Origin of the sequence: Algoriphagus faecimaris (assembly GCF_900101705.1) — a bacterium.
Classification (GTDB): Bacteria; Bacteroidota; Bacteroidia; order Cytophagales; family Cyclobacteriaceae; genus Algoriphagus; species Algoriphagus faecimaris.
The window spans coordinates 1-19,694 of sequence record NZ_FNAC01000010.1; the positions used below are offsets into that span (position 1 = coordinate 1).

General features: G+C 43.7%; 15 protein-coding genes and 1 pseudogene. 12 read left to right on the plus strand and 4 right to left on the minus strand.

The features are described from left to right. Positions 1-303 (plus strand): annotated as a pseudogene (locus BLQ57_RS21120) (hypothetical protein); the annotation flags it as partial. Between the two features lie 208 nt (positions 304-511). Here the strand turns inward: BLQ57_RS21120 and BLQ57_RS06800 are convergent. After that, the gene (locus BLQ57_RS06800) at positions 512-2,749 is read right to left on the minus strand and encodes a TonB-dependent receptor family protein (protein WP_087938706.1); all 2,238 of its coding nucleotides are present in this window, start codon (positions 2,747-2,749) and stop codon (positions 512-514) included. Positions 2,750-2,883: 134 nt separating this feature from the next. Between BLQ57_RS06800 and BLQ57_RS06805 the strand changes: the two genes are divergently transcribed. The 4 genes from BLQ57_RS06805 to BLQ57_RS06820 all read left to right on the plus strand — a co-directional run bounded on the left by BLQ57_RS06805 (position 2,884) and on the right by BLQ57_RS06820 (position 8,918). Further along, complete coding sequence (locus tag BLQ57_RS06805) at positions 2,884-4,914, plus strand: alpha-L-fucosidase (protein WP_087938705.1); 2,031 nt, start codon at positions 2,884-2,886, stop codon at positions 4,912-4,914. Between the two features lie 132 nt (positions 4,915-5,046). Continuing rightward, positions 5,047-5,607 carry a gluconate 2-dehydrogenase subunit 3 family protein gene (locus tag BLQ57_RS06810; RefSeq protein ID WP_087938698.1) on the plus strand — a complete coding sequence of 187 codons (561 nt, stop codon included), beginning with the start codon at positions 5,047-5,049 and terminating at the stop codon, positions 5,605-5,607. After that, a complete protein-coding gene (locus tag BLQ57_RS06815) occupies positions 5,600-7,309 on the plus strand; it encodes a GMC oxidoreductase (RefSeq protein WP_087938697.1) in 1,710 nt (569 codons plus the stop codon). Before BLQ57_RS06810 ends, BLQ57_RS06815 begins: the two co-directional genes overlap by 8 nt. Positions 7,310-7,451: 142 nt before the next feature. Continuing rightward, positions 7,452-8,918 (plus strand): glycine--tRNA ligase, encoded by a 1,467-nt coding sequence (locus BLQ57_RS06820; protein ID WP_087938696.1) that lies wholly within the window; start codon positions 7,452-7,454, stop codon positions 8,916-8,918. Positions 8,919-9,084: 166 nt separating this feature from the next. Here BLQ57_RS06820 and BLQ57_RS06825 read toward each other — a convergent pair whose 3' ends face one another. Together BLQ57_RS06825 and BLQ57_RS06830 are read right to left on the minus strand one after the other, a co-directional pair. Continuing rightward, entirely contained in the window at positions 9,085-10,104 is a 1,020-nt protein-coding gene (locus BLQ57_RS06825; protein WP_087938704.1) for a glycoside hydrolase family 43 protein, read from the minus strand. 269 nt (positions 10,105-10,373) lie between these two features. Continuing rightward, positions 10,374-11,348: a hypothetical protein gene (locus tag BLQ57_RS06830; protein WP_092824029.1), complete on the minus strand. Its 975-nt coding sequence runs from the start codon at positions 11,346-11,348 to the stop codon at positions 10,374-10,376. Between the two features lie 226 nt (positions 11,349-11,574). Between BLQ57_RS06830 and crtD the strand changes: the two genes are divergently transcribed. Next, entirely contained in the window at positions 11,575-13,041 is a 1,467-nt protein-coding gene (gene crtD, locus BLQ57_RS06835) for a 1-hydroxycarotenoid 3,4-desaturase CrtD (protein WP_087938694.1), read from the plus strand. A gap of 109 nt (positions 13,042-13,150) precedes the next feature. Here the strand turns inward: crtD and BLQ57_RS06840 are convergent, their stop codons facing one another. Next, entirely contained in the window at positions 13,151-13,651 is a 501-nt protein-coding gene (locus BLQ57_RS06840) for a regulatory protein RecX (RefSeq protein WP_087938693.1), read from the minus strand. Positions 13,652-13,717: 66 nt separating this feature from the next. Here BLQ57_RS06840 and tpiA point away from each other — a divergent pair, with 66 nt between their 5' ends. The 6 genes from tpiA (at position 13,718) to BLQ57_RS06870 (ending at position 19,694) form a co-directional block, all read left to right on the plus strand. Further along, the gene (tpiA, locus tag BLQ57_RS06845; protein ID WP_087938692.1) at positions 13,718-14,479 is read left to right on the plus strand and encodes a triose-phosphate isomerase; all 762 of its coding nucleotides are present in this window, start codon (positions 13,718-13,720) and stop codon (positions 14,477-14,479) included. Between the two features lie 9 nt (positions 14,480-14,488). Continuing rightward, complete coding sequence (gene prmA / locus BLQ57_RS06850; protein ID WP_087938691.1) at positions 14,489-15,316, plus strand: 50S ribosomal protein L11 methyltransferase; 828 nt, start codon at positions 14,489-14,491, stop codon at positions 15,314-15,316. 2 nt (positions 15,317-15,318) lie between these two features. Then, positions 15,319-15,507 (plus strand): hypothetical protein, encoded by a 189-nt coding sequence (locus tag BLQ57_RS06855; RefSeq protein WP_087938690.1) that lies wholly within the window; start codon positions 15,319-15,321, stop codon positions 15,505-15,507. Between the two features lie 103 nt (positions 15,508-15,610). After that, complete coding sequence (recJ, locus tag BLQ57_RS06860) at positions 15,611-17,335, plus strand: single-stranded-DNA-specific exonuclease RecJ (protein ID WP_087938689.1); 1,725 nt, start codon at positions 15,611-15,613, stop codon at positions 17,333-17,335. Positions 17,336-17,424: 89 nt separating this feature from the next. Continuing rightward, positions 17,425-18,162: an LPS export ABC transporter ATP-binding protein gene (gene lptB, locus BLQ57_RS06865; RefSeq protein ID WP_087938688.1), complete on the plus strand. Its 738-nt coding sequence runs from the start codon at positions 17,425-17,427 to the stop codon at positions 18,160-18,162. After that, entirely contained in the window at positions 18,162-19,694 is a 1,533-nt protein-coding gene (locus BLQ57_RS06870; protein WP_087938687.1) for a GH3 auxin-responsive promoter family protein, read from the plus strand. The genes lptB and BLQ57_RS06870 overlap by 1 nt, the downstream gene beginning before the upstream one ends.

A 19,694-nucleotide genomic window follows, 5' to 3' on the forward strand; every position in this document is an offset into this window, starting at 1 on the left:
AAGCAAAATTTCGAACTGGGTTATTTTTTCTCGGACAGCCAGGAAGGGATCAAAACACAGGTTTGGATGGTATTAATTGCCAATCTAATATTCACCGTGATTCACAAGCGGATCAAAGAAGCCGAGCAGTTCACCACCTTGGTGTCCATGGCCAGAGCCAACTTGATCTCCTATGTCTGCTTCCAGACCATCCTAAAAACCAACTGCCTGGTAGCAGAAGAACGAAATCTGGAAATAATACAATTGGACATCTTTGAAAGTGAGCAGGGGGGTGTTTTGAGAAAAAAAGAAAAATCACCCTAAATAGCCTGGAAACCCACTATTTTCCAACTTCAAAAAGTTACTCGGATGACAGTAATTGAAATTAATAATAAGTAAAATAAATTATACTTCCAAAATTTTAAAAATTTAAATTTTTGGAAAATATTCGAAGTTGTTAGGTGATTTCATCCTGTGGAAGTTCCAAAAATTAGGCTATTTCTTTTTCTTTACAGTTTACGTAAGTTTTCACTCAATAACGGAGATTTACCTTCATCCCAAAATAGAAATTTCGGGTCGGTGCCGGCTGATAAAATCGCCCTCCAAAAGGATTCAGATCATTCCCCAATGAGTAGCTTTCATTCAGCAAATTGTCCACCCCAGAATAGATTTCCAAATCTGTTCTCTTTCCGGCTTGCTGAATAAACCCGAACCGAATCCCGATCAAATTATACGAATCCTGATAGACGGTATTGGCATCATTGAGCGGGATTTCGTCGGTAAATTGATGGGTGATATTGAGGTATGTTGAACCAGAAAACCTTGCATCCAGCGTGTTTACCAGTGTATTTGGTGCTACTCCGGTCAGGTCATTTCCTGAGAAATCATTTTCACGCTGTCGATAGTCTTTAAATGTGAAATAATGTCCCGTAAAGGCTGAGCCCATTTTCAGATTTCGCACAAAGCCCGCTGCGTTTTGGATGAAAGTATAATCAACAGCTGCCTCGATTCCCATTTGATCCGTGGAGCCCGCATTGCGGAAAAGCACTACCCCCTGCTCATTGGTGAAGGTGGTGATGGTTTCGTTTAGCCGGAAATAAAATGCAGTCAAATCCACATTAAGTTGATTTTTTCCCAGTCGGTATCCTAGTTCGTAATTAGTTCCTCGCTCAGCCTCCAAATCCAGATTCAAGCTTCCCTCGTTGGTTCGGACTTCATCAATAGTCGGCGGAGAAAAGCCACTACTCACCGAAGCGCGCAATGCTGAAAACTCATTCAAACTGTAATTCACTGCAAGTCTTGGGATCAACAACGGATCAAATCTTCGTGTTTGAACTCCCGTGGCCCCACCACTCGCATCGATTTGTCTGTCGATTTCAAAGGAAGAAAAGTTTTGACTTAATCCCAGTGTAATCAAAAACTGGTCGGTGAGTTCCCATTCTGCCTGCTGAAACAAAAAGCCTTGAGTGGCTTTTAATTTATCGGTAAATCGAACCGTATCCGCCACTCCATCTCGATTGCCAAAATTCTGCGCATCGGTCAGGCTTTGCTGAAATTCTCCTCCTGCAATCAGACGAAAAGGTCTTCCTGCCAAATCCCAATCAAAGGTGAAGCGGGATCTTCCCCCATAGCCGAAGCCCAATTCCTTTTTATAATCCAGAATAAAGGGATTTTCAAAGTCATTGGTATTCAGATACAGTGTCGTATTGTTTTCAATTTTCTCTGAAATCTGATATAAATGCCCAAAGGTGACCAAAATAGACTGCTGAGAAATGGAACTGTTCTGATTGACCGAACCTGGGCGAGCTTGGGTTGGGTCTTCCGCCAACTGATCGGCATTAAGTGCCCCTGGAATCTGATAATCTAAATCTGAAACCAAAATTTGCGTGCGGAGTTCCTGCTTTTCATTTATCGGGAAAAATCCGCCCAACTGAAACACTCTTCGCTTCATTGCCGAATGCTCCCGATAGCCATCACTTTCTTGGGTTACCAAAGCCGCTTCAATTCCTCCCTTTCCGATGGGCTGAGAGATTGCTAATCTACCTCGACTGAGCCCAAATGAACCCGAAGCAAATTCAGAGGTAGCATTTCTAACGCTGGGATTGGCTGCATTTTTTAAATTGATCACACCTCCGTTTCCTGCACCATAGATACTTCCCGATGGTCCTTTGATCACTTCAGCTGTCCGGATATTGCTTAAGTCCAGCAGGTTCAGTGCCGTCGTCCCATCCGGGGCAGTGATGGGCACCTCATTCCAATACACTTTGACATTTCTGACCCCAAATGGAGCCCGAAGCGAACTCCCACGGATAGAAACTCGATAGCTTGCCGGTGCTCGTTCTTCGATGCGGATTCCCGGTTTGGTATTGAAAGAGCTGACGATGGAAGTTTCATTAAAACGATTAAAATCCTGCTCGCCGATCAAACTGATGGAGGCAGATTGCTGAAGAAGCGGGCGATCCGTTTCAAAGGCATTGACAGTAACGCCGGAGAGCGAGACGCTAAGCGGGAAAAGATAAATCTCAGTGTTGCTTGACCGGATTTCTTGTTCTACAGAAGCATATCCTTCCTTGAAAAACAGCGCTTTAAAATTACCCTCATCGGGTATCGAAGCCAAACCATTTTGATCAGAAAAATACTCCTGATCACCGACTCGAACTACTACTTCCGAAAGGGGTTTAAAGCTGATTCCATCCTGAATGAGAATTTTACTTTGAGAGAAGACTTCTAGACTGGGCAATAAGACCAAAAACAGTAGTAACTTTTTCATACCCCGAAAATACATGCTTTCTGCTGTTTTGTTTTGAACTCTTTGATTGATGGGCAATTTTATGCCGATGCATGGTCATTTTTTCCTTTTCAAAACCAGTCATTTTTCATAGAATGCAGCTTCAAATCCGCACCATGAAAAAGCTCATTCCCCTTTCCTTTTTGTATTTATTTACCTTCTGTCAAGAAAAGCCTGCTCCGCCCGAACCGGTTTTTCCCATTCCACACGAGCGACAGATTGCCTGGCAGCAACTCGAATTTTATGGCTTTGTCCATTTCAATATGAACACTTTTTCGGATCGGGAGTGGGGCTTTGGGGATGAAAAGCCCCAGCAGTTTAATCCCAGTGCGCTCGATGCCCGACAGTGGGCAAGAATTGCAAAAGAAGCTGGTATGAAAGGCTTGATCATCACTGCCAAGCATCATGATGGCTTTGTGCTTTGGCCCTCGGAGTACACCGAGCACTCGGTTAAAAACAGTCCTTGGCGGGATGGAAAAGGGGATTTGATTCAGGAATTTGTGGATGCCTGCCGAGAATATGGATTGAAAGTTGGGATATATTACTCTCCCTGGGACAGGAATCATCCGGACTATGGAAAGCCTGAATACATCACCTACATGCGGAACCAATTGCGGGAACTGCTAAGCAATTATGGGGAAATATTCGAGGTTTGGTTTGATGGTGCCAATGGAGGAGACGGCTGGTACGGGGGTGCCAACGAAGAACGAAAAGTGGACAAACTGACCTACTACGATTGGGAAAATACCCATGCTTTGGTCAGAGAGCTTCAACCCCATGCCATGCTATTTTCGGATGCAGGACCGGATGTACGCTGGGTGGGCAATGAGCATGGTTTTGCTTACGAAACCACCTGGTCTAATCTGATGCGGGATTCGGTTTATGCCGGTATGCCGGAGTTTTCTGAAAAATGGGCAACCGGTCAAGAAAATGGTACGCACTGGGTGCCGGTAGAATCTGATGTAAGTATTCGTCCGGGCTGGTATTACCATCGCTATGAAGATCACAAGGTGAAAAGCCTTCCCGAGCTGATGGAAATTTACTACAAAAGCATCGGGAGAAATTCTTCTCTTCTGATCAATTTTCCGGTGGATACCCGAGGACTCATCCATGAAAATGACGAAAAAGCCATCCTGAAAATGGCCGAAAAAATCCGGGAAGATTTTGCCGATAATTTAGTCAAAAGCGCTAAGATTTCTGCAAATACCGAACGCGGAACCGGATATGAAGCGGAGCTGGCAGCAGATGGAGATTCTGAAACTTATTGGACTGTTCCGGATGGAGAAGAAGGGGCATTTTTGGAAGTCGATTTTGGGAAAGAAGTTAGTTTCAACCGACTGCTTTTGCAGGAATACACTCCCTTGGGTCAGCGGGTGAAGGCATTTTCTTTGAAAAAAGAGGTCAATGGAAGCTGGGAAAAAATTGCTGAGGGAACTACGGTGGGCTATAAGCGAATTCTACTATTTGCGGATCAGCAAGCCAGTAAAATTAGAATTGTGTTTGAGGAAGGTAAAGCGATTCCGGTGATTGCTGAGATTGGGGTTTTCAATGCTCCAAAATTGCTTTTGGCTCCGGAAATTTCTCGCGACAAATCGGGAATGGTTACGCTAACTGCTCCCGATGAGGGACTTGAAATCTGGTACGGATTGGATGACTCCGAACCATCGCAACATTATTCTGAGCCCTTTATGGTCGATAAATCAAGTACGCTTAGGGTCGTTTCCATAGATGCAAAAACCGGAAACCAAAGTGAGGTTATGCAGAAGGAGTTAGAGTTGGCAAAAGAGAAGTGGAGAAGTGAAGCAGAACGGGCCATCGATGAAAACCCGGGCACTTATTTTACGGTCCAAAACAATGAACTTGTGGTGGATTTGGGCGAAAAAATTCAGCTCACTGGATTCACCTATTTTCCTATGCAGGCCCGGTATCCCAGTGGACATATTACCCGCTATTCATTCGAGATCAGCCTAGACGGAAAGAATTGGGAGCCCGTTTCCGAAGGTGAATTTTCCAATGTGGCCAATAGCCCTATTGAGCAGTTTATTCGCTTTGAAGCCAAGGAAGCCAAGTTGATCAAGTTAAAAGCCTTGCAAACCTCAGATGGAAATGCGGCGACGGTGGGGGAAATTGGGGTTCTGACTAATTAACCCTTTGTTTCTACCCAAAAATTTAATCTTAAACCGATTAAAATGGATTCTTTCCGATCGGCTTGTTGAGCTGGGATTTTGAATGAAAAATCCCTACTTTTTGAGTCAATTGCTTTAAAACCCAACAACCAAATGAATAGACGACACGCACTGCGGCATATCGCCCTGATATCGGGAGGGCTCGCCCTGATTCCCTCCTGTGATTTCAGTTCGGATGATATCCTCGCCGCTTACGAAAAATTAAAGGTCACTACCTCTGAAAAAGACCTTCTGGGGGTAGTCTCTGACACCATCATTCCCTCTGGAGAAATCAGAGGAGCCTTAGAAATCGCTGTCCCTGATTTCATTCTCGTAATGGTCAATGACTGCATGGAAGAATCCACTCAAGCCCGATTTATGAATGGATTACGGGGATTTCCAGGTTTTGCAGGAAAGAGTTTCTCCAAGCTTTCCTCTAAGGAAAGAGAAGAAAAAGTACTAGAAGGATTACGCTTAGAAGGTGAAAATGCACCGGAAGATCAACAATTGAAAGACGTGAATTTTTTCCTCGCGACTACCAAGCGACTCACCATCCAAGGTTATATGGCTTCCGAATACATCCAAACCGAGGTGATTCCTTACTCACTCATTCCCGGTGCCTATCAAGGGAAAGTATTAATCGCAGACATCCAAAAACCACGAATCAATGGCTAATCTGAATCTCAGAAGCAAAGAAGAACGAACTTATCAAGCTATAGTCATCGGTTCCGGTATCAGTGGGGCATGGGCCGCCAAAGAATTTTGTGACTTGGGTGTCAAAACCTTAATGCTCGAGCGGGGTAGAAATGTCGAGCACATAAAGGACTACCCGACGACCAATATGCTTCCTTATGAATTTGAACACCGAGGACAGATTCCTGAGGATATCAAAAAAGAAAATCCGGTCATCAGCCGTTGTTATGCTTTTCGGGAGGATGCCATGCATTTTTTTGTAAAAGACACGGAGCATCCTTATGTGCAGGAAAAGCCATTTGACTGGATTCGAGGCTATCAGGTAGGAGGAAAATCCCTGCTTTGGGCGAGACAGGTACAGCGCTGGTCAGACTTTGACTTTGAAGGGCCCGCTCGTGATGGTTTTGCGGTAGATTGGCCGATTCGATACAAGGATCTGGAAAAATGGTACAGCCATGTGGAGAAATTTTCTGGGGTCTCTGGAAATAGAGATGGTTTGGCCACACTTCCGGATGGAGAGTTTTTGCCTGGATATGAATTGAATGTAGTCGAAAAGTACTTTGCCGAACAGCTGAAAAAGAATTACGGCGGAGAGCGGCACATGATTTCTGCCCGTTGTGCTCATATCAATGGAAATTTGGACTTTTTTGCGCAACAAGGTCGAGCGCAATGCCAGAATCGAAATCTCTGTCAGCGGGGCTGTCCTTTCGGGGGATATTTCAGTTCCAATTCATCGACCATTCCTTGGGCTTTAAAGACAGGAAACCTCACCCTAAGACCAGATGCTGTCGTGCATTCCATCATTTATGATGAGGAAAAGGGCAAAGCTACCGGCGTGAGAATCATCGATCGCTTCACCAAGGAGATGGAGGAATTTTATGCCGATGTGATCTTTGTGAACGCAGCTGCTTTGAATACCAATGCCATTTTACTGAACTCTACCTCCAGCCGATTCCCGAATGGGCTTGGCAATGACAATGGACTGCTTGGAAAATATGTAGCCTTTCACAATTACCGCGCTCGTGTTTCTGGGGAATATGAGGGTTTTGATGAATACACTACCGCTGGAGGGCGTCCGACGAGTGGCTATTTCCCGAGATTCCGAAACGTGTACAAGCAAGAAACAGACTTTCTACGAGGCTATGCCGCTGGTTTCTCAGCCGGAAGAGGTGCTCGAGCTAACACAGAAGGAGTTGGCATGGAACTGAAAAACAATTTGCTTAACCCAGACCAATACGGCCCATGGTATGTGGGTTCGCATATGATGGGAGAGACTATTCCAAAAGAAAGCAACTACGTCGCCCTTGATCCCAATCTCAAAGATGAGTGGGGCATGCCGCAGCTTAAAATATCCGTGGATTACGATGACAATGATGAAAAAATGGTCAAAGACTACATCGAGCAGATGACGGAGATGTTTACCAAGGCCGGCTTTACTAATATCCGATCCAGTGACAGCAAGCAGGCACCTGGCTTAGATATCCATGAGATGGGTGGAGTACGAATGGGCAATGACCCCAAAACCTCCTTACTCAATGCCCATCATCAGCTGCATGCCGTGCCCAATGTCTATGTGACCGACGGCGCATCGATGACTTCCACTTCGACTCAAAATCCCTCGCTGACCTATATGGCCTTTGCAGCAAGAGCGGCGCATCATGCAGTGGCGGAGAGTAAGAAATAAAGGAAGAAGTCTAAAATCAAAAGTCTGAAAAAAGCCCAAGTCGAGAGATTTGGGTTTTTCTCTTTGTTCCAACTCAAACTTGATCCATCAATTTCCCTCCCTTCCTCCCCCAAATCAATAAGTTTCCTTAATTTTGCGCCCTATGGCAAAGACAGTAACACCGGCGGAAAACGCCCAACTGAAAGATATAATTGCCCATGCCAAGGAGTATGGCTTTGTGTACCCGAGTTCGGAAATCTACGACGGCCTGCAGGCGGTCTATGACTATGGGGCTTATGGGGTTGAGTTGAAGAACAATCTAAAGCGACTCTGGTGGGAAACCATGACCCGTGTACACGAAAATATCGTGGGAATCGATGCGGCGATTTTTATGCATCCTACGACTTGGAAAGCTTCCGGTCACGTGGATTCTTTCAATGATCCCATGATCGATAATAAGGACAGCAAAAAGCGCTACCGTGCCGATGTCTTGGTGGAGGAGCATGCTGCCAAGTTGGAAAAAGAGGGAAAAGAAGAAGAAGCAAAGCAACTCACTGCAGCTTTAGCCCGACTACTTGAAGCGGAAGACTTGGCTGGAGTTCGGGACTTGATCGTGAATACGGGAATTGCCTGTCCGATTAGTGGCACGACCAACTGGACCGATGTTCGTCAGTTTAACTTGATGTTTTCTACTCAAGTGGGTTCAGTGGCCGAAGATGCCTCTACCATTTACCTACGCCCAGAAACTGCGCAGGGGATTTTTGTGAATTTTTTGAATGTGCAGAAGACAGCCCGGATGAAAGTTCCTTTTGGCATCGCCCAAATCGGAAAAGCCTTCCGAAATGAAATCGTAGCCCGTCAGTTTATCTTCCGAATGCGGGAATTTGAGCAGATGGAGATGCAGTTTTTTGTACGTCCTGGTACCGAACTCGATTGGTACAAGCAATGGTCAGAAACTCGGATGAACTGGCACTTGGCCTTGGGTACGCCTGCGGAAAAACTGAGAAAGCATGACCATGAGAAATTGGCGCACTATGCCAATGCGGCTATGGATATTGAATATGAATTCCCATTTGGTTTCAAAGAAGTGGAAGGAATTCACTCCCGAACAGACTTTGATCTGAAGTCACATCAGGAATTCTCGAAGAAGAAGCAGCAGTACTTCGACCCGGAAGTCAATCAAAATTACATCCCTTACGTGATCGAAACCTCCATCGGAGCAGATCGATTATTCTTGCTGACACTATGCAATGCCTTTACCGAGGAAAAATCAGAGGAGAAAAGCAGAACCTATTTGAAATTCCACCCGGCAATCGCTCCGGTGAAGGCAGCGATTTTGCCTTTGACCAAAAAGGACGGGCTACCGGAAAAGGCCAAGGAAATCGTGGACCTGCTCAAGTACGATTTCAACATTATCTATGAAGATGCAGCCTCTATCGGAAAGCGCTATGCGAGACAAGATTTGATCGGAACGCCATTCTGTATCGCAGTGGATCATCAGACTTTGGAGGACAATACGGTAACCATCCGTCATCGGGATACCACCGAGCAGGAGAGAGTTTCCATCTCTGAGTTGCATGGAAGAATCGCTGAGGCAACGAGCTTTAGACGAATTTTTGAGAAGATTTGATAGTGTCTTTAGCTGTTAGTGTAGACACTAACAGCGGCAGATATGTACGATGACCGTTGGAAAAAGCCTTGAGATTTAATTTCTCAAGGCTTTTTTTCTGCCTAAATGAGTGGTCTTTACTCGCGCAAAATTTCCGCATGGCATCAAGGCTTTATCCGTCGGGTTTTCAATCGATCGGATTAGCTGCCACACCCTCAAAAGTCATTTGGATGGGCTTGATCGTCCCATCTTCGTTGAATTCCATCACATCAATGCATGTCACCCGATGATCCCGGTCTTCATTGGGAATAGGGCGTCGATGATAGACCATGTACCAATCATCCGAACCGGGCTTCTGAATGGCGGAATTGTGTCCCGCTCCAGTAGCGATGCTGTCCTTTTCCAAGATCGTTCCGATCCGCTCAAAGGGTCCTTTCGGTTTATCAGCCATCGCATAGGCCACTTTGTAGCTCTCATTGGTCCAGCCTCCTTCGGACCACATTAGGTAGTAGATGTTATTTCTCAAAAACATGAAAGGCCCTTCCACATAGCCCTCGGGGGTGATTTCGTGAAAAAGCTCCCCATCTTCCCAAGGCTCAAATCCCGTAAAATCCGCATTGAGTTTTCCCAGATTACAATGTCCCCAACCACCGTAAAAAAAGTAGTGGGTTCCGTCCACATCTTTAAACACAAATTGATCAATCGGCTGCGCGCCATGATAAAAATCCGATAGCAGCGGCTCGCCCAAGTAATCCTGAAATGGCCCGTCGGGATTGTACGCTACGGCAATTCCTATTCCTCCAAAGTGATTGATGTCATTATTGGGATCGTAGCCCGGCCGTTCGGGGGTTTGGATATCATTTGCCGAGAAAAAGAGAAAGTATTTTCCATCCTTCTCGATGGCAGCGGGTGCCCACATCGCTTGTCGGGCCCATTTGATCGCGGCGGTATCGAGAATCCGTTCATGCTTTTCCCAAGTCACCAGGTCTTTGGACGAAAAAGCATCAAAATGGAGCTGATCCTCATATCGTGCCGAATAGGTAGGATAAATCCAATACTCATCCCCAAAAACCACGCCCTCTGGATCGGCATACCATCCTTCGAAAATGGGATTTCCGGAGCGTTTTGGAGGGGAATCCTGAGTTTCTGTTTTAGGAGAGCAGGCCAGTGTGAAAATTAGGAAAAAGGAGAAGAGACTTGATTTCATAGCTGAATAGGTTGGATGCTTAAAAATAATAGAAATGAATTGGGAAAAGGAAACTCTGGCGGACATTGCTGTTCAGTATTCCTTACTGTTAAAGATTTGCAATTTTGAACTTTGAGGACTGTTTAAAATCTCACTTTTATTATTAATCGAGTTTATATCGGATTAAAAATCCTACGATAAGACCTCGGAATTGTAAATTCCGATAAGCATAGGCATAAAAAAATCCCCCTTCGGTGAGGAAGAGGGAGGTTTTTGAATTTACTTTTATATTACTCTTCTGTCTCGCAAGTCTGAACATCCAAATGAATCAGATAATATCGATCGCTATTGGTATCGATAACTAGACTTGTTCCCTTATTTGGAGCGTCGCCTGGTTTTGGTCTACCTGCAGTTGGTAATTCATCATCAGCATAACTGTACCACTTAACCGACTCATCTTCTCCCTCTGAAAGTGAATAGTCTGAATCCAAAGAAATGGTAATCGTACCTTCGATTTCATCATAGGTTGCAGATCCGATTATATTTTCATTTTCATATACATTTTGAGTAGCATCTCCTTCGATATCAAAAGCATACCACCAAGCGTTGTTGAATCCTTCTCCTGGTTTGCCACTATTTTCACCCTCGAGATTTCCTACATATCCAGTTTCTTTAACTATAACGCACTCTACAGAACAAACCTCAAAAAGTGAATAAGTCTCAATCCAAGCAATACCATTTCCTCCACCTTCTTGAATAACATAGAAATCTACCACATCACAAGCCATCCAGCCATCAGGTAATGGGATGCTATGAGAAACTGTACTTCCAAAAGGTACTTCTTCTATCAATAATAAGTCACCATCAATGGCAATAGTGATATCTGCCTTAGCATTAAAATTGCCGCTAAGCTTGTTATAATCTACTTCAACCACAAAATCTGTTTCCGTGTTGTAAGCCCTGTAGGTAACCTCTTTGGTATTAATATTATTTCCACCTCCAGAGGATTCCGTTGCAGTACCACTTTTCACAAAATAATCCTCACTGCCAGGCACAATGCAGTCAATACTACAATCCGCTTCATCGTATTCTCTAAAATTCTCTCCACCACCCAAAGGCGTCAATACAAACCCGCCGTCTTTATCGACTTTGGCTTGTTCCAGTTGCAAATCTTCATTTTCGTAGCTAGCCATTTGGCTACATGCGCCGAGTAAAAGCCCTGAGATCACTAACCCCAAAAAGCTTGATGTAAAAGTTTTTTTCATGAGTTGTATAAGTTTTTTATATGTAATAATAAATGTTTTTAACATACAAAAAAATGTTTTTGAAAAATATTTTGAGTAAAATTACTCAATTGTCCCACAGCGTTCTTTAGACGGTATTTCCTTAAAATCAAGAACTTATCATTCCTAGATTTTTAATACGCTCGAATTATCCAAATAAACCCAACTTCTCCTGCAAATTCCTAGTTTAGTAGCAAAGTTATGCCTCATGTCACAAGATGCTATAGTCATTGGTTCTGGTATAGCGGGTCTTGCCTCCGCTATTCGATTAAAGGTAAAAGGATATCAAGTCGATGTCTTTGAAGCCAACTCCTATCCGGGAGGAAAGCTTTCTGAAATCACATTGAACGGCTATCGTTTTGATGCCGGACCGTCACTTTTTACACTACCTGAGCAGGTGGAAGAACTTTTTCGCCTTGCCGGTAGGAAGGCCGAGGAGCATTTTGAGTATGAAAAATTGGAGGTTGCCTGCCACTATTTCTGGGAAGATGGTAAGCAGTTGAAAGCCTGGGCGGATATCAATCGTTTTGCTGAAGAGGTGGAAACCAAATTGGGCGAACCTGCGCAAAATGTGCGTGAGGCTTTGCGGAGCTCTGCCTTCATTTATGAGCATTTGGCACCGCTGTTTATGCACAGATCCCTCCATCAAGTCAGTACTTGGACCAATGCCCAAGCGATGAAGTCTTATCTGAAAATGGGGAAGTTGGGGATTTTCTCCACCATGCATGAAGCCAATAAGCAGCGTTTTTCCAATCCTAAGATGGTTCAGCTTTTCAACCGATACGCTACCTATAATGGTTCGGACCCATATCAGACTCCTGCTACGCTGAATATCATTCCTCACTTGGAATTTAATATCGGGGCCTACTTTCCCAAAAAAGGCATGCACGAGATCACGCAGAGCCTCTACAAACTGGCAGAAGAACTCGGGGTCAAATTCCATTTCAATTCCAAAGTGGAGGAAATCCTGGTAGAAAAAGGCAAGGCCATAGGGATTAAAGTACAAGAGGATATCTTTCTCGCAGACCTTGTCGTCAATAACATGGACATGGTCAATGCCTACAAGAGCATTTTGCGTAAGCAAAAGCAACCTAAAAAGCTGTTGGATCAACCGAAATCAAGCTCAGCGCTGATTTTCTATTGGGGGGTAAAAAAGGAATTCAAGGAGCTAGGCCTTCATAACATTTTCTTTTCGGAAGATTACAAAACAGAATTTGAGCATATTTTTAAGAAAGGCAGCATCTATGATGACCCCACGGTTTATATTAACATCACTTCCACACATAAGCCCGATGATGCGCCTAAAGGCTGTATGAATTGGTTTACCATGATAAATGTGCCTAATAATCAGGGACAGGATTGGGATCAGATGATTGCCGAGGCGAGAAAAACCATCATCGATAAAGTCAACCGGGTGCTGAAAACCGATTTGGAGCCTTTGATCGAAGTGGAGGAAATTTTGGAGCCAAGAACGATCGAGTCCAAAACCTCCAGTGCGAATGGGGCGCTATACGGCAATAGTTCCAATAATCGTTTTGCGGCTTTTCTCCGGCATGCCAATTACTCCTCCGATATCAAAAACCTCTATTTCTGCGGCGGCTCCGTTCATCCGGGAGGGGGAATTCCGCTTTCCTTGCTTTCAGCAAAGATTATGATGGGTTTTGTGGGGGATTAAAAATTGGGCTGAGAAGGGTTATAAGATGGAAAGGTTACAAAGTTCTATTTTTGAAAACAAAGATTGAATCCAGTTAGCCGCTCGTAAATCGTACTTCGAAATTCTTAAATCACAAAAGTGAATCTATTGCCTCCTGCACCAAATCCTGCTCAAATCCACGCTGCATCAGATAGCCGATGACTTTAAATCGTTTCTTGTACAGGTCGGACTCTTTGGTTTTTTCCCACTTCTTTTCGGTCTCAGTCAGCAAGGTATCATAGTATTCTTCCGGGTCGATTTCAGTTAGCGCTTTACGAATCAATGATTCAGGAATCTGACGCATTTTCAATTCCTGTCGGATCCGGTTTCTCCCCCATTTTTTCATCCTAAACTTGCCTCGAGCAAAGGCTGGAGCAAAGCGCTCTTCATCCAAGAATTTTTCTGCAATTAAAAAATCAATCAATTCCTCCTTGTCATCCTCCTTGACTCCTTTCTCGTACATTTTCCGACTCACTTCCCAAATGCAGCGCTCCTGATAGGCGCAGAAAGCCTGCAGCTTTTCCTTCGCCTCCTCAAAGGACCAGGGCTTTTTTTGGTGCTCATGTGGGTATTTTTTTCCCCAACCAGACATTTTGCTTAATTTTAGAAGAAATTTTACCTTTTAGTTTTCTCAAACCTAACAAAATTTTAAAAGCAAATGCGTAAGAAAATCATAGCCGGCAACTGGAAAATGAACATGACTTTCGATGAAGGTCAGAAATTGACTTCCGAGATCGTCAACATGTTCAAAGATGAAAATATAACTGATGTACAGCTTGTACTCAACCCTCCTTTTCCACACTTACACCCTGTTAAAAAGTTGATAGGAGATACAAAAAACGTGTTTTTGGGAGCTCAAAATTGTTCGGACAAAGAGTCAGGTGCTTATACCGGTGAGGTTTCAGCTAAGATTTTGGCATCTTTTGGGGTGACTCATGTGATTTTAGGTCATTCGGAGCGCCGGGAATATTTCAAAGAAGATAATTCCCTGCTAACAGAAAAGGTAAAGCAGGTATTGGCAAATGGACTGACCCCGATTTTCTGCTGCGGGGAATCCTTGGAGATCCGCGAGGCAGGAACCCATGAGCCCAATGTGAAATTTCAGTTGACTGACAGTCTTTTTGGACTTACTGCTGAGGAAATAGCCAAAGTCGTCATTGCTTACGAACCGATTTGGGCGATAGGAACGGGGAAAACAGCAAGCTCTGATGAAGCGCAGCAAATGCATCAAACCTTGAGAAAGCATATTGCTTCTAAATATGGACAAGAAGTGGCCGATTCGATTTCTATTCTTTATGGGGGAAGTATGAATGCAGGAAATGCTGCCGACCTGCTCTCCAAACCTGATGTAGACGGAGGCCTAATCGGCGGGGCGTCATTGAAGTCAAGAGACTTCATCACCATCGCCAAATCATATTAATTGATCTCAATGGATTACCTAGAATTAAAGATTACCTGCCGGGAAGAATTCCGGGAGATCCTCATAGCCGAGCTTTCTGAGATCGGCTATGATTCTTTTTTAGAAACCGAAGAAGGTTTTGATACTTACTCCGAGATCGACTCTTTTGATCGGGAAGCTTTTGATGAAATCATCCATCGCTATCAAGAGGCTGCTGCCATCAGCTTGAAAGAAAATAGGGTGCAAAAAACCAACTGGAACGAAGAGTGGGAAAAAAATTACGATCCTATCGCTGTCGATGATTTGGTCTATGTGCGAGCTTCTTTTCATCCATCTCAGGAGGGATTTCAACATGAAATTGTTATCAATCCCAAAATGTCTTTTGGCACGGGTCATCATGCGACTACTTTTCAGATGCTGAGACTTCAGGGTCGAATTGACCATAAAGGAAAACGCGTGCTGGATGTTGGCTCGGGGACGGGAATTTTAGCAATTATGGCCCATTTGCTTGGCGCTGATGAAGTTCAGGCTTTTGATATCGACGATTGGTGCGTGGACAATGGTAATGAAAACTTTGCTTTGAATAGCCTGCCAATCCAAATGGGTCTGGGGACTATTCGTTCAGTGCAACCAAAAGGGCCTTTTGATATTATTTTGGCGAATATCAATAAAAACGTTTTACTCGATGAATTGGAGATTTATGCAAGTTTGCTGAAAGAGGGGGGCTATTTACTCCTTAGCGGCTTTTATACCGAGGATATTCAAGATTTGACTGACCATTGCAAGTCCTTGGATTTGGATCTTCTTTCTCAGGAAAGTAAGGATAATTGGGCAGCCTTGGTTATGAAAAAAAGCTAATCATGCAGGAATTAGGTATTTATGCAGTACTTTTTATTTTGCTCATAGGGCATACCCTACTCGCAGGGAAAATGTATCGAAAAGTACATGATGACACCAGTCTTTCGCTTAGAGAAAAAAACGACTGGAAACTCAAAGCCCTGATTTTTCCAGGCTATTTTTGGTTCAAATACAAGAAGCTAAGTCGGTAAGTTCAAAGTACTCAGCATTGTGGACGTGTAAAGACTATTAATTCTTGCTTTTGAGAGATAATTCCATGAGACTTCATCCCAAATACTTTCGTAATTTAGCCAAATGGAGTACGTCTGGAAACAAAAACCCAAAGCACCTCAACCTATCGTCGAGAAACTAGGAAAAGAAATAAATGTCAATCCCACCTTAGCAAATATGCTGATTAACCGTGGGGTTGAGAATTTTGAACAGGCAAAAGATTACTTCCGACCCAGTTTGAGTCAGCTTCATGATCCCTTTTTGATGCAGGACATGCGAGCTGCAATAGATCGTATTGAGGAGGCAATAGCTAAAGATCAAAAAATCTTGATTTATGGGGATTATGACGTCGATGGGACTACGGCAGTGGCTTTGGTCTATAGTTTTTTGATGGGCTTTTACCCCCATTTGGAGTTTTACATTCCTGATCGCTACAAGGAAGGCTATGGTATTTCTGAGCGTGGAGTTCGCTATGCTGCAGAGCAGGATTTTTCCTTGGTGATTGCCTTGGACTGTGGTATCAAGGCCATCGATAAAGTGGATCTAGCCAAAAAGTTGGGGGTAGATTTTATCATTTGTGATCACCATACTCCAGGAGAACAACTACCGGAGGCGGTAGCAGTTTTGGATGCCAAACGCAGCGATTGCGCTTATCCCTACAAGGAGCTCAGCGGTTGCGGAGTTGGTTTTAAATTGATTCAGGCCTTTGCCAAGCATCGGGGAATGGATGAATCTGTCCTGTACAGCTATTTGGATTTGCTGGTGGTAAGTATTGCGGCAGATATCGTTCCGATTACGGGTGAAAATAGAATTCTGGCCTATTACGGTCTGGATCGAATAAATAATACCCCTAGGCCTGGGTTTAAGGCTTTGATTTTGCGAAGCAAAATTGAAAAAGATATCGGCATCTCAGACATCGTCTTCAAAATAGGCCCCCGAATCAATGCCTCAGGTAGGTTGGAGCATGCTAAAGCCTCTGTGGAGCTTTTGATATCGGCAGACTTGGAATCTGCTATGGAGCGAGCCAAAGTAGTGGATGAAGTGAATGCGACACGGAGAAATTTTGATGAAAATATCACTAAAGAGGCTTTTGAGATGATCGCTGCACGGGAGACGGAGCGAGAGTGGAGCAGTACCGTACTTTTCAAGGAAGATTGGCACAAAGGAGTCATTGGAATCGTCGCAAGCCGCTGTATCGAAAAGTATTATCGACCTACGATTATCCTGACAGAATCCAATGCAAAAGCTACCGGAAGTGCCAGATCGGTGGTAGATTTTAATATTTATGAAGCCATAGCAGAATGTAGTGACTTATTGGATCAGTTTGGTGGGCATAAATACGCGGCGGGATTGACCTTGTCTGTAGATAAGGTACCCGCATTTCAGGCTAAATTTGAATCCGTAGTCAAAAGCCGAATCGAGGAGATTCATAGAAAACCGGTGATTGAGATTGATGATGAATTACTTCTAGATCAGATCAACTATAAGTTTTACAATATTTTAAAGCAAATGGCGCCTTTTGGTCCCGGAAATCCCGAAGCTGTATTTAGGATTTCTAATGTTTACGCAGAAGATGTGGTCGTGCTCAAAGAAAAACATCTCCGATTTAAAATCGTACAGGATGGGCAAGTGACTACGCCGGTTTGTCTAGCCTTTGGCATGGCTGACCGGGCCAAAGATCCTGATTTGACTACAGTAAATATGCTAAGAGGAAGAATGCGATTTGATATCGTAGCTGAAATGAGAGAAAATTTTTTCAGAGATAAGAGTAGTTTGCAATTGTATGTTAAAGACATCAAATTTGATTAAAATGAATGGCTTGAGAAGAATAGTCTTTCCACTGAGTGAAATATAATTAAGAGCATTTCTTATGACTTTTAAAAACAAATTATAATCGCATGAAACTTCGAGCTGAGCACTTGGTCAAAATCTACAAGGGAAGACGGGTGGTTAATGACATTTCTGTGGAGGTAGAGCAAGGAGAGATCGTGGGACTTTTGGGGCCCAACGGAGCAGGAAAAACCACCTCATTTTATATGATCGTCGGACTGATTCAGCCCAATGAAGGGAAGATTTTTTTAGAAAATGATGATATTACCAGCCTTCCCATGTACAGAAGAGCGAAGCTAGGAATTGGTTATTTGGCTCAGGAAGCCTCAGTTTTCCGTAAACTCAGCGTAGAGGAAAATATCATGGCAGTTTTGGAAATGACCAAACTCCCCAAGCAGCAGCAGAAGGAAAAAGTAGAAAGTTTGCTAGAAGAGTTTAGCTTGACTCACGTTCGAAAAAATCTTGGGATGGTATTGTCCGGAGGTGAAAGAAGGAGAACTGAAATCGCCCGAGCATTGGCCGTAGACCCCAAATTTGTGCTCCTGGATGAGCCTTTTGCAGGAGTGGACCCCATAGCTGTAGAAGAAATCCAAACTATCGTAGCCAAGCTGAAAACCAAAAATATCGGTATATTGATCACCGATCATAATGTCAATGAGACACTCTCGATTACTGATCGAGCCTACTTGATGTTTGAAGGGAAATTGCTAAAGGCAGGAACAGCGGAAGAGCTAGCTGCCGATGAACAAGTGAGAAAGGTATATCTTGGTAGTCAATTTGAGCTGAAACGCAAAATTTTTAAATAATGGAAGTATTAAATAGCTTCATGTCTTGGGTTTTTAAAACTAGACTGGGTCAGATAGAAAATTTCAAAAAAAACCCTATTCAAACTCAAAAGACTGTTTTATTTGATTTGGTAGATGCGGGGAGAAAAACTGAGTTTGGAAAGAAATATAATTTTTCGGAGATCAAGTCCTATCAAGATTTTGCGAATAATGTCCCCCTATTCGATTACGATAGTTTTAAGCCCTACATAGATCGTACGATGCAGGGAAAGCAGGGTGTAATCTGGAATACCGAAATAGAGTGGTTTTCCAAATCATCCGGTACCACCTCCAGTAGAAGCAAATACATACCAGTTACAGAGGAAAGTCTGGAAGAGTGTCACTATAAGGGCGGAAAAGACATGCTCTCGCTTTATGTGAACAACTACCCCAATTCAAAGCTATTTTCAGGAAAAAATCTCACCATCGGAGGGACCCTAGAGAAAAACCCTTTGAATCCGCAGGGAACGGCTAAAGCAGGGGATATCTCTGCGGTGATTATGAAAAACTTGCCAATTTGGGCACAATTTGTAAGGACCCCAAGTCTTGAAACAGCCCTGATGAGCGAATGGGAATCCAAGATAGAAAAGATGGCCCATGAGACCATGAACGAAAATGTGGTCAGTTTGGCAGGAGTGCCTACTTGGACGGTGGTATTGCTTCGACGCATTTTAGAATTAAAAAAAGCAAAACATATTTTAGAAGTCTGGCCAAACTTGGAGGTGTTTTTTCATGGGGCTGTAGCCTTTGGGCCTTATCGTAGTCTCTTTCGGGAATTAATTCCCTCCGACAAGATGAGATACATGGAAACGTATAATGCCTCTGAGGGATTTTTTGGGATTCAGGATCAGCCAAATTCTGATGAAATGCTTCTATTGCTGGATTATGGAATTTTTTACGAATTCATTCCAATGGAAGATTGGGAAACAGAAAACCCCAAGGTGATTCCTCTTCAAGAGGTGGAAGTAGATAAAAATTATGCCATTGTGATCTCCACCAATGGAGGGCTTTGGAGGTATAAAATAGGTGATACAATACGGTTTACTTCCATAAGCCCCTACCGCTTTAAAATATCCGGAAGGACCAAACACTTTATCAATGCTTTTGGAGAAGAGGTGATTGTCGAAAACGCAGAACAGGCTATTGCTTTTGCTGCAGATAAGACGAATTCCAGTATCCTTAATTTCACCGCTGCCCCGGTTTATTTTAGCACTGAGGAAAATCAAGGAGCCCACGAATGGATCATCGAATTCAAAAATCCTCCTGAGGATGCTGCGGTCTTCAATGCCCACTTAGACGATGAGCTTCGGCGGATCAATTCCGACTACGATGCCAAGCGGTACAAAAACCTGGCCCTGAAGGAGCCAATCATTCATTTTGCGCCGGCAGGATTATTTGAAAAATGGCTAGGAAAAAAAGGCAAGCTAGGAGGTCAGCATAAAGTACCTCGGCTTTCTAATGACCGAGGCTATCTTGAAGAACTTCTCGACTTACTGAAAGAGGAAGTAGGGTAA

Coding starts and splice junctions, on each gene's coding strand:
- BLQ57_RS06815 (WP_087938697.1), top strand. CDS start 5,600: ATGGCTAATCTGAATCTCAGAAGCAAAGAAGAACGAACTTATCAAGCT.
- tpiA (WP_087938692.1), top strand. CDS start 13,718: ATGCGTAAGAAAATCATAGCCGGCAACTGGAAAATGAACATGACTTTC.
- BLQ57_RS06840 (WP_087938693.1), bottom strand. CDS start 13,651: ATGTCTGGTTGGGGAAAAAAATACCCACATGAGCACCAAAAAAAGCCC.
- BLQ57_RS06800 (WP_087938706.1), bottom strand. CDS start 2,749: ATGAAAAAGTTACTACTGTTTTTGGTCTTATTGCCCAGTCTAGAAGTC.
- BLQ57_RS06855 (WP_087938690.1), top strand. CDS start 15,319: ATGCAGGAATTAGGTATTTATGCAGTACTTTTTATTTTGCTCATAGGG.
- BLQ57_RS06820 (WP_087938696.1), top strand. CDS start 7,452: ATGGCAAAGACAGTAACACCGGCGGAAAACGCCCAACTGAAAGATATA.
- prmA (WP_087938691.1), top strand. CDS start 14,489: ATGGATTACCTAGAATTAAAGATTACCTGCCGGGAAGAATTCCGGGAG.
- BLQ57_RS06830 (WP_092824029.1), bottom strand. CDS start 11,348: ATGAAAAAAACTTTTACATCAAGCTTTTTGGGGTTAGTGATCTCAGGG.
- BLQ57_RS06805 (WP_087938705.1), top strand. CDS start 2,884: ATGAAAAAGCTCATTCCCCTTTCCTTTTTGTATTTATTTACCTTCTGT.
- BLQ57_RS06810 (WP_087938698.1), top strand. CDS start 5,047: ATGAATAGACGACACGCACTGCGGCATATCGCCCTGATATCGGGAGGG.
- lptB (WP_087938688.1), top strand. CDS start 17,425: ATGAAACTTCGAGCTGAGCACTTGGTCAAAATCTACAAGGGAAGACGG.
- BLQ57_RS06825 (WP_087938704.1), bottom strand. CDS start 10,104: ATGAAATCAAGTCTCTTCTCCTTTTTCCTAATTTTCACACTGGCCTGC.
- recJ (WP_087938689.1), top strand. CDS start 15,611: ATGGAGTACGTCTGGAAACAAAAACCCAAAGCACCTCAACCTATCGTC.
- BLQ57_RS06870 (WP_087938687.1), top strand. CDS start 18,162: ATGGAAGTATTAAATAGCTTCATGTCTTGGGTTTTTAAAACTAGACTG.
- crtD (WP_087938694.1), top strand. CDS start 11,575: ATGTCACAAGATGCTATAGTCATTGGTTCTGGTATAGCGGGTCTTGCC.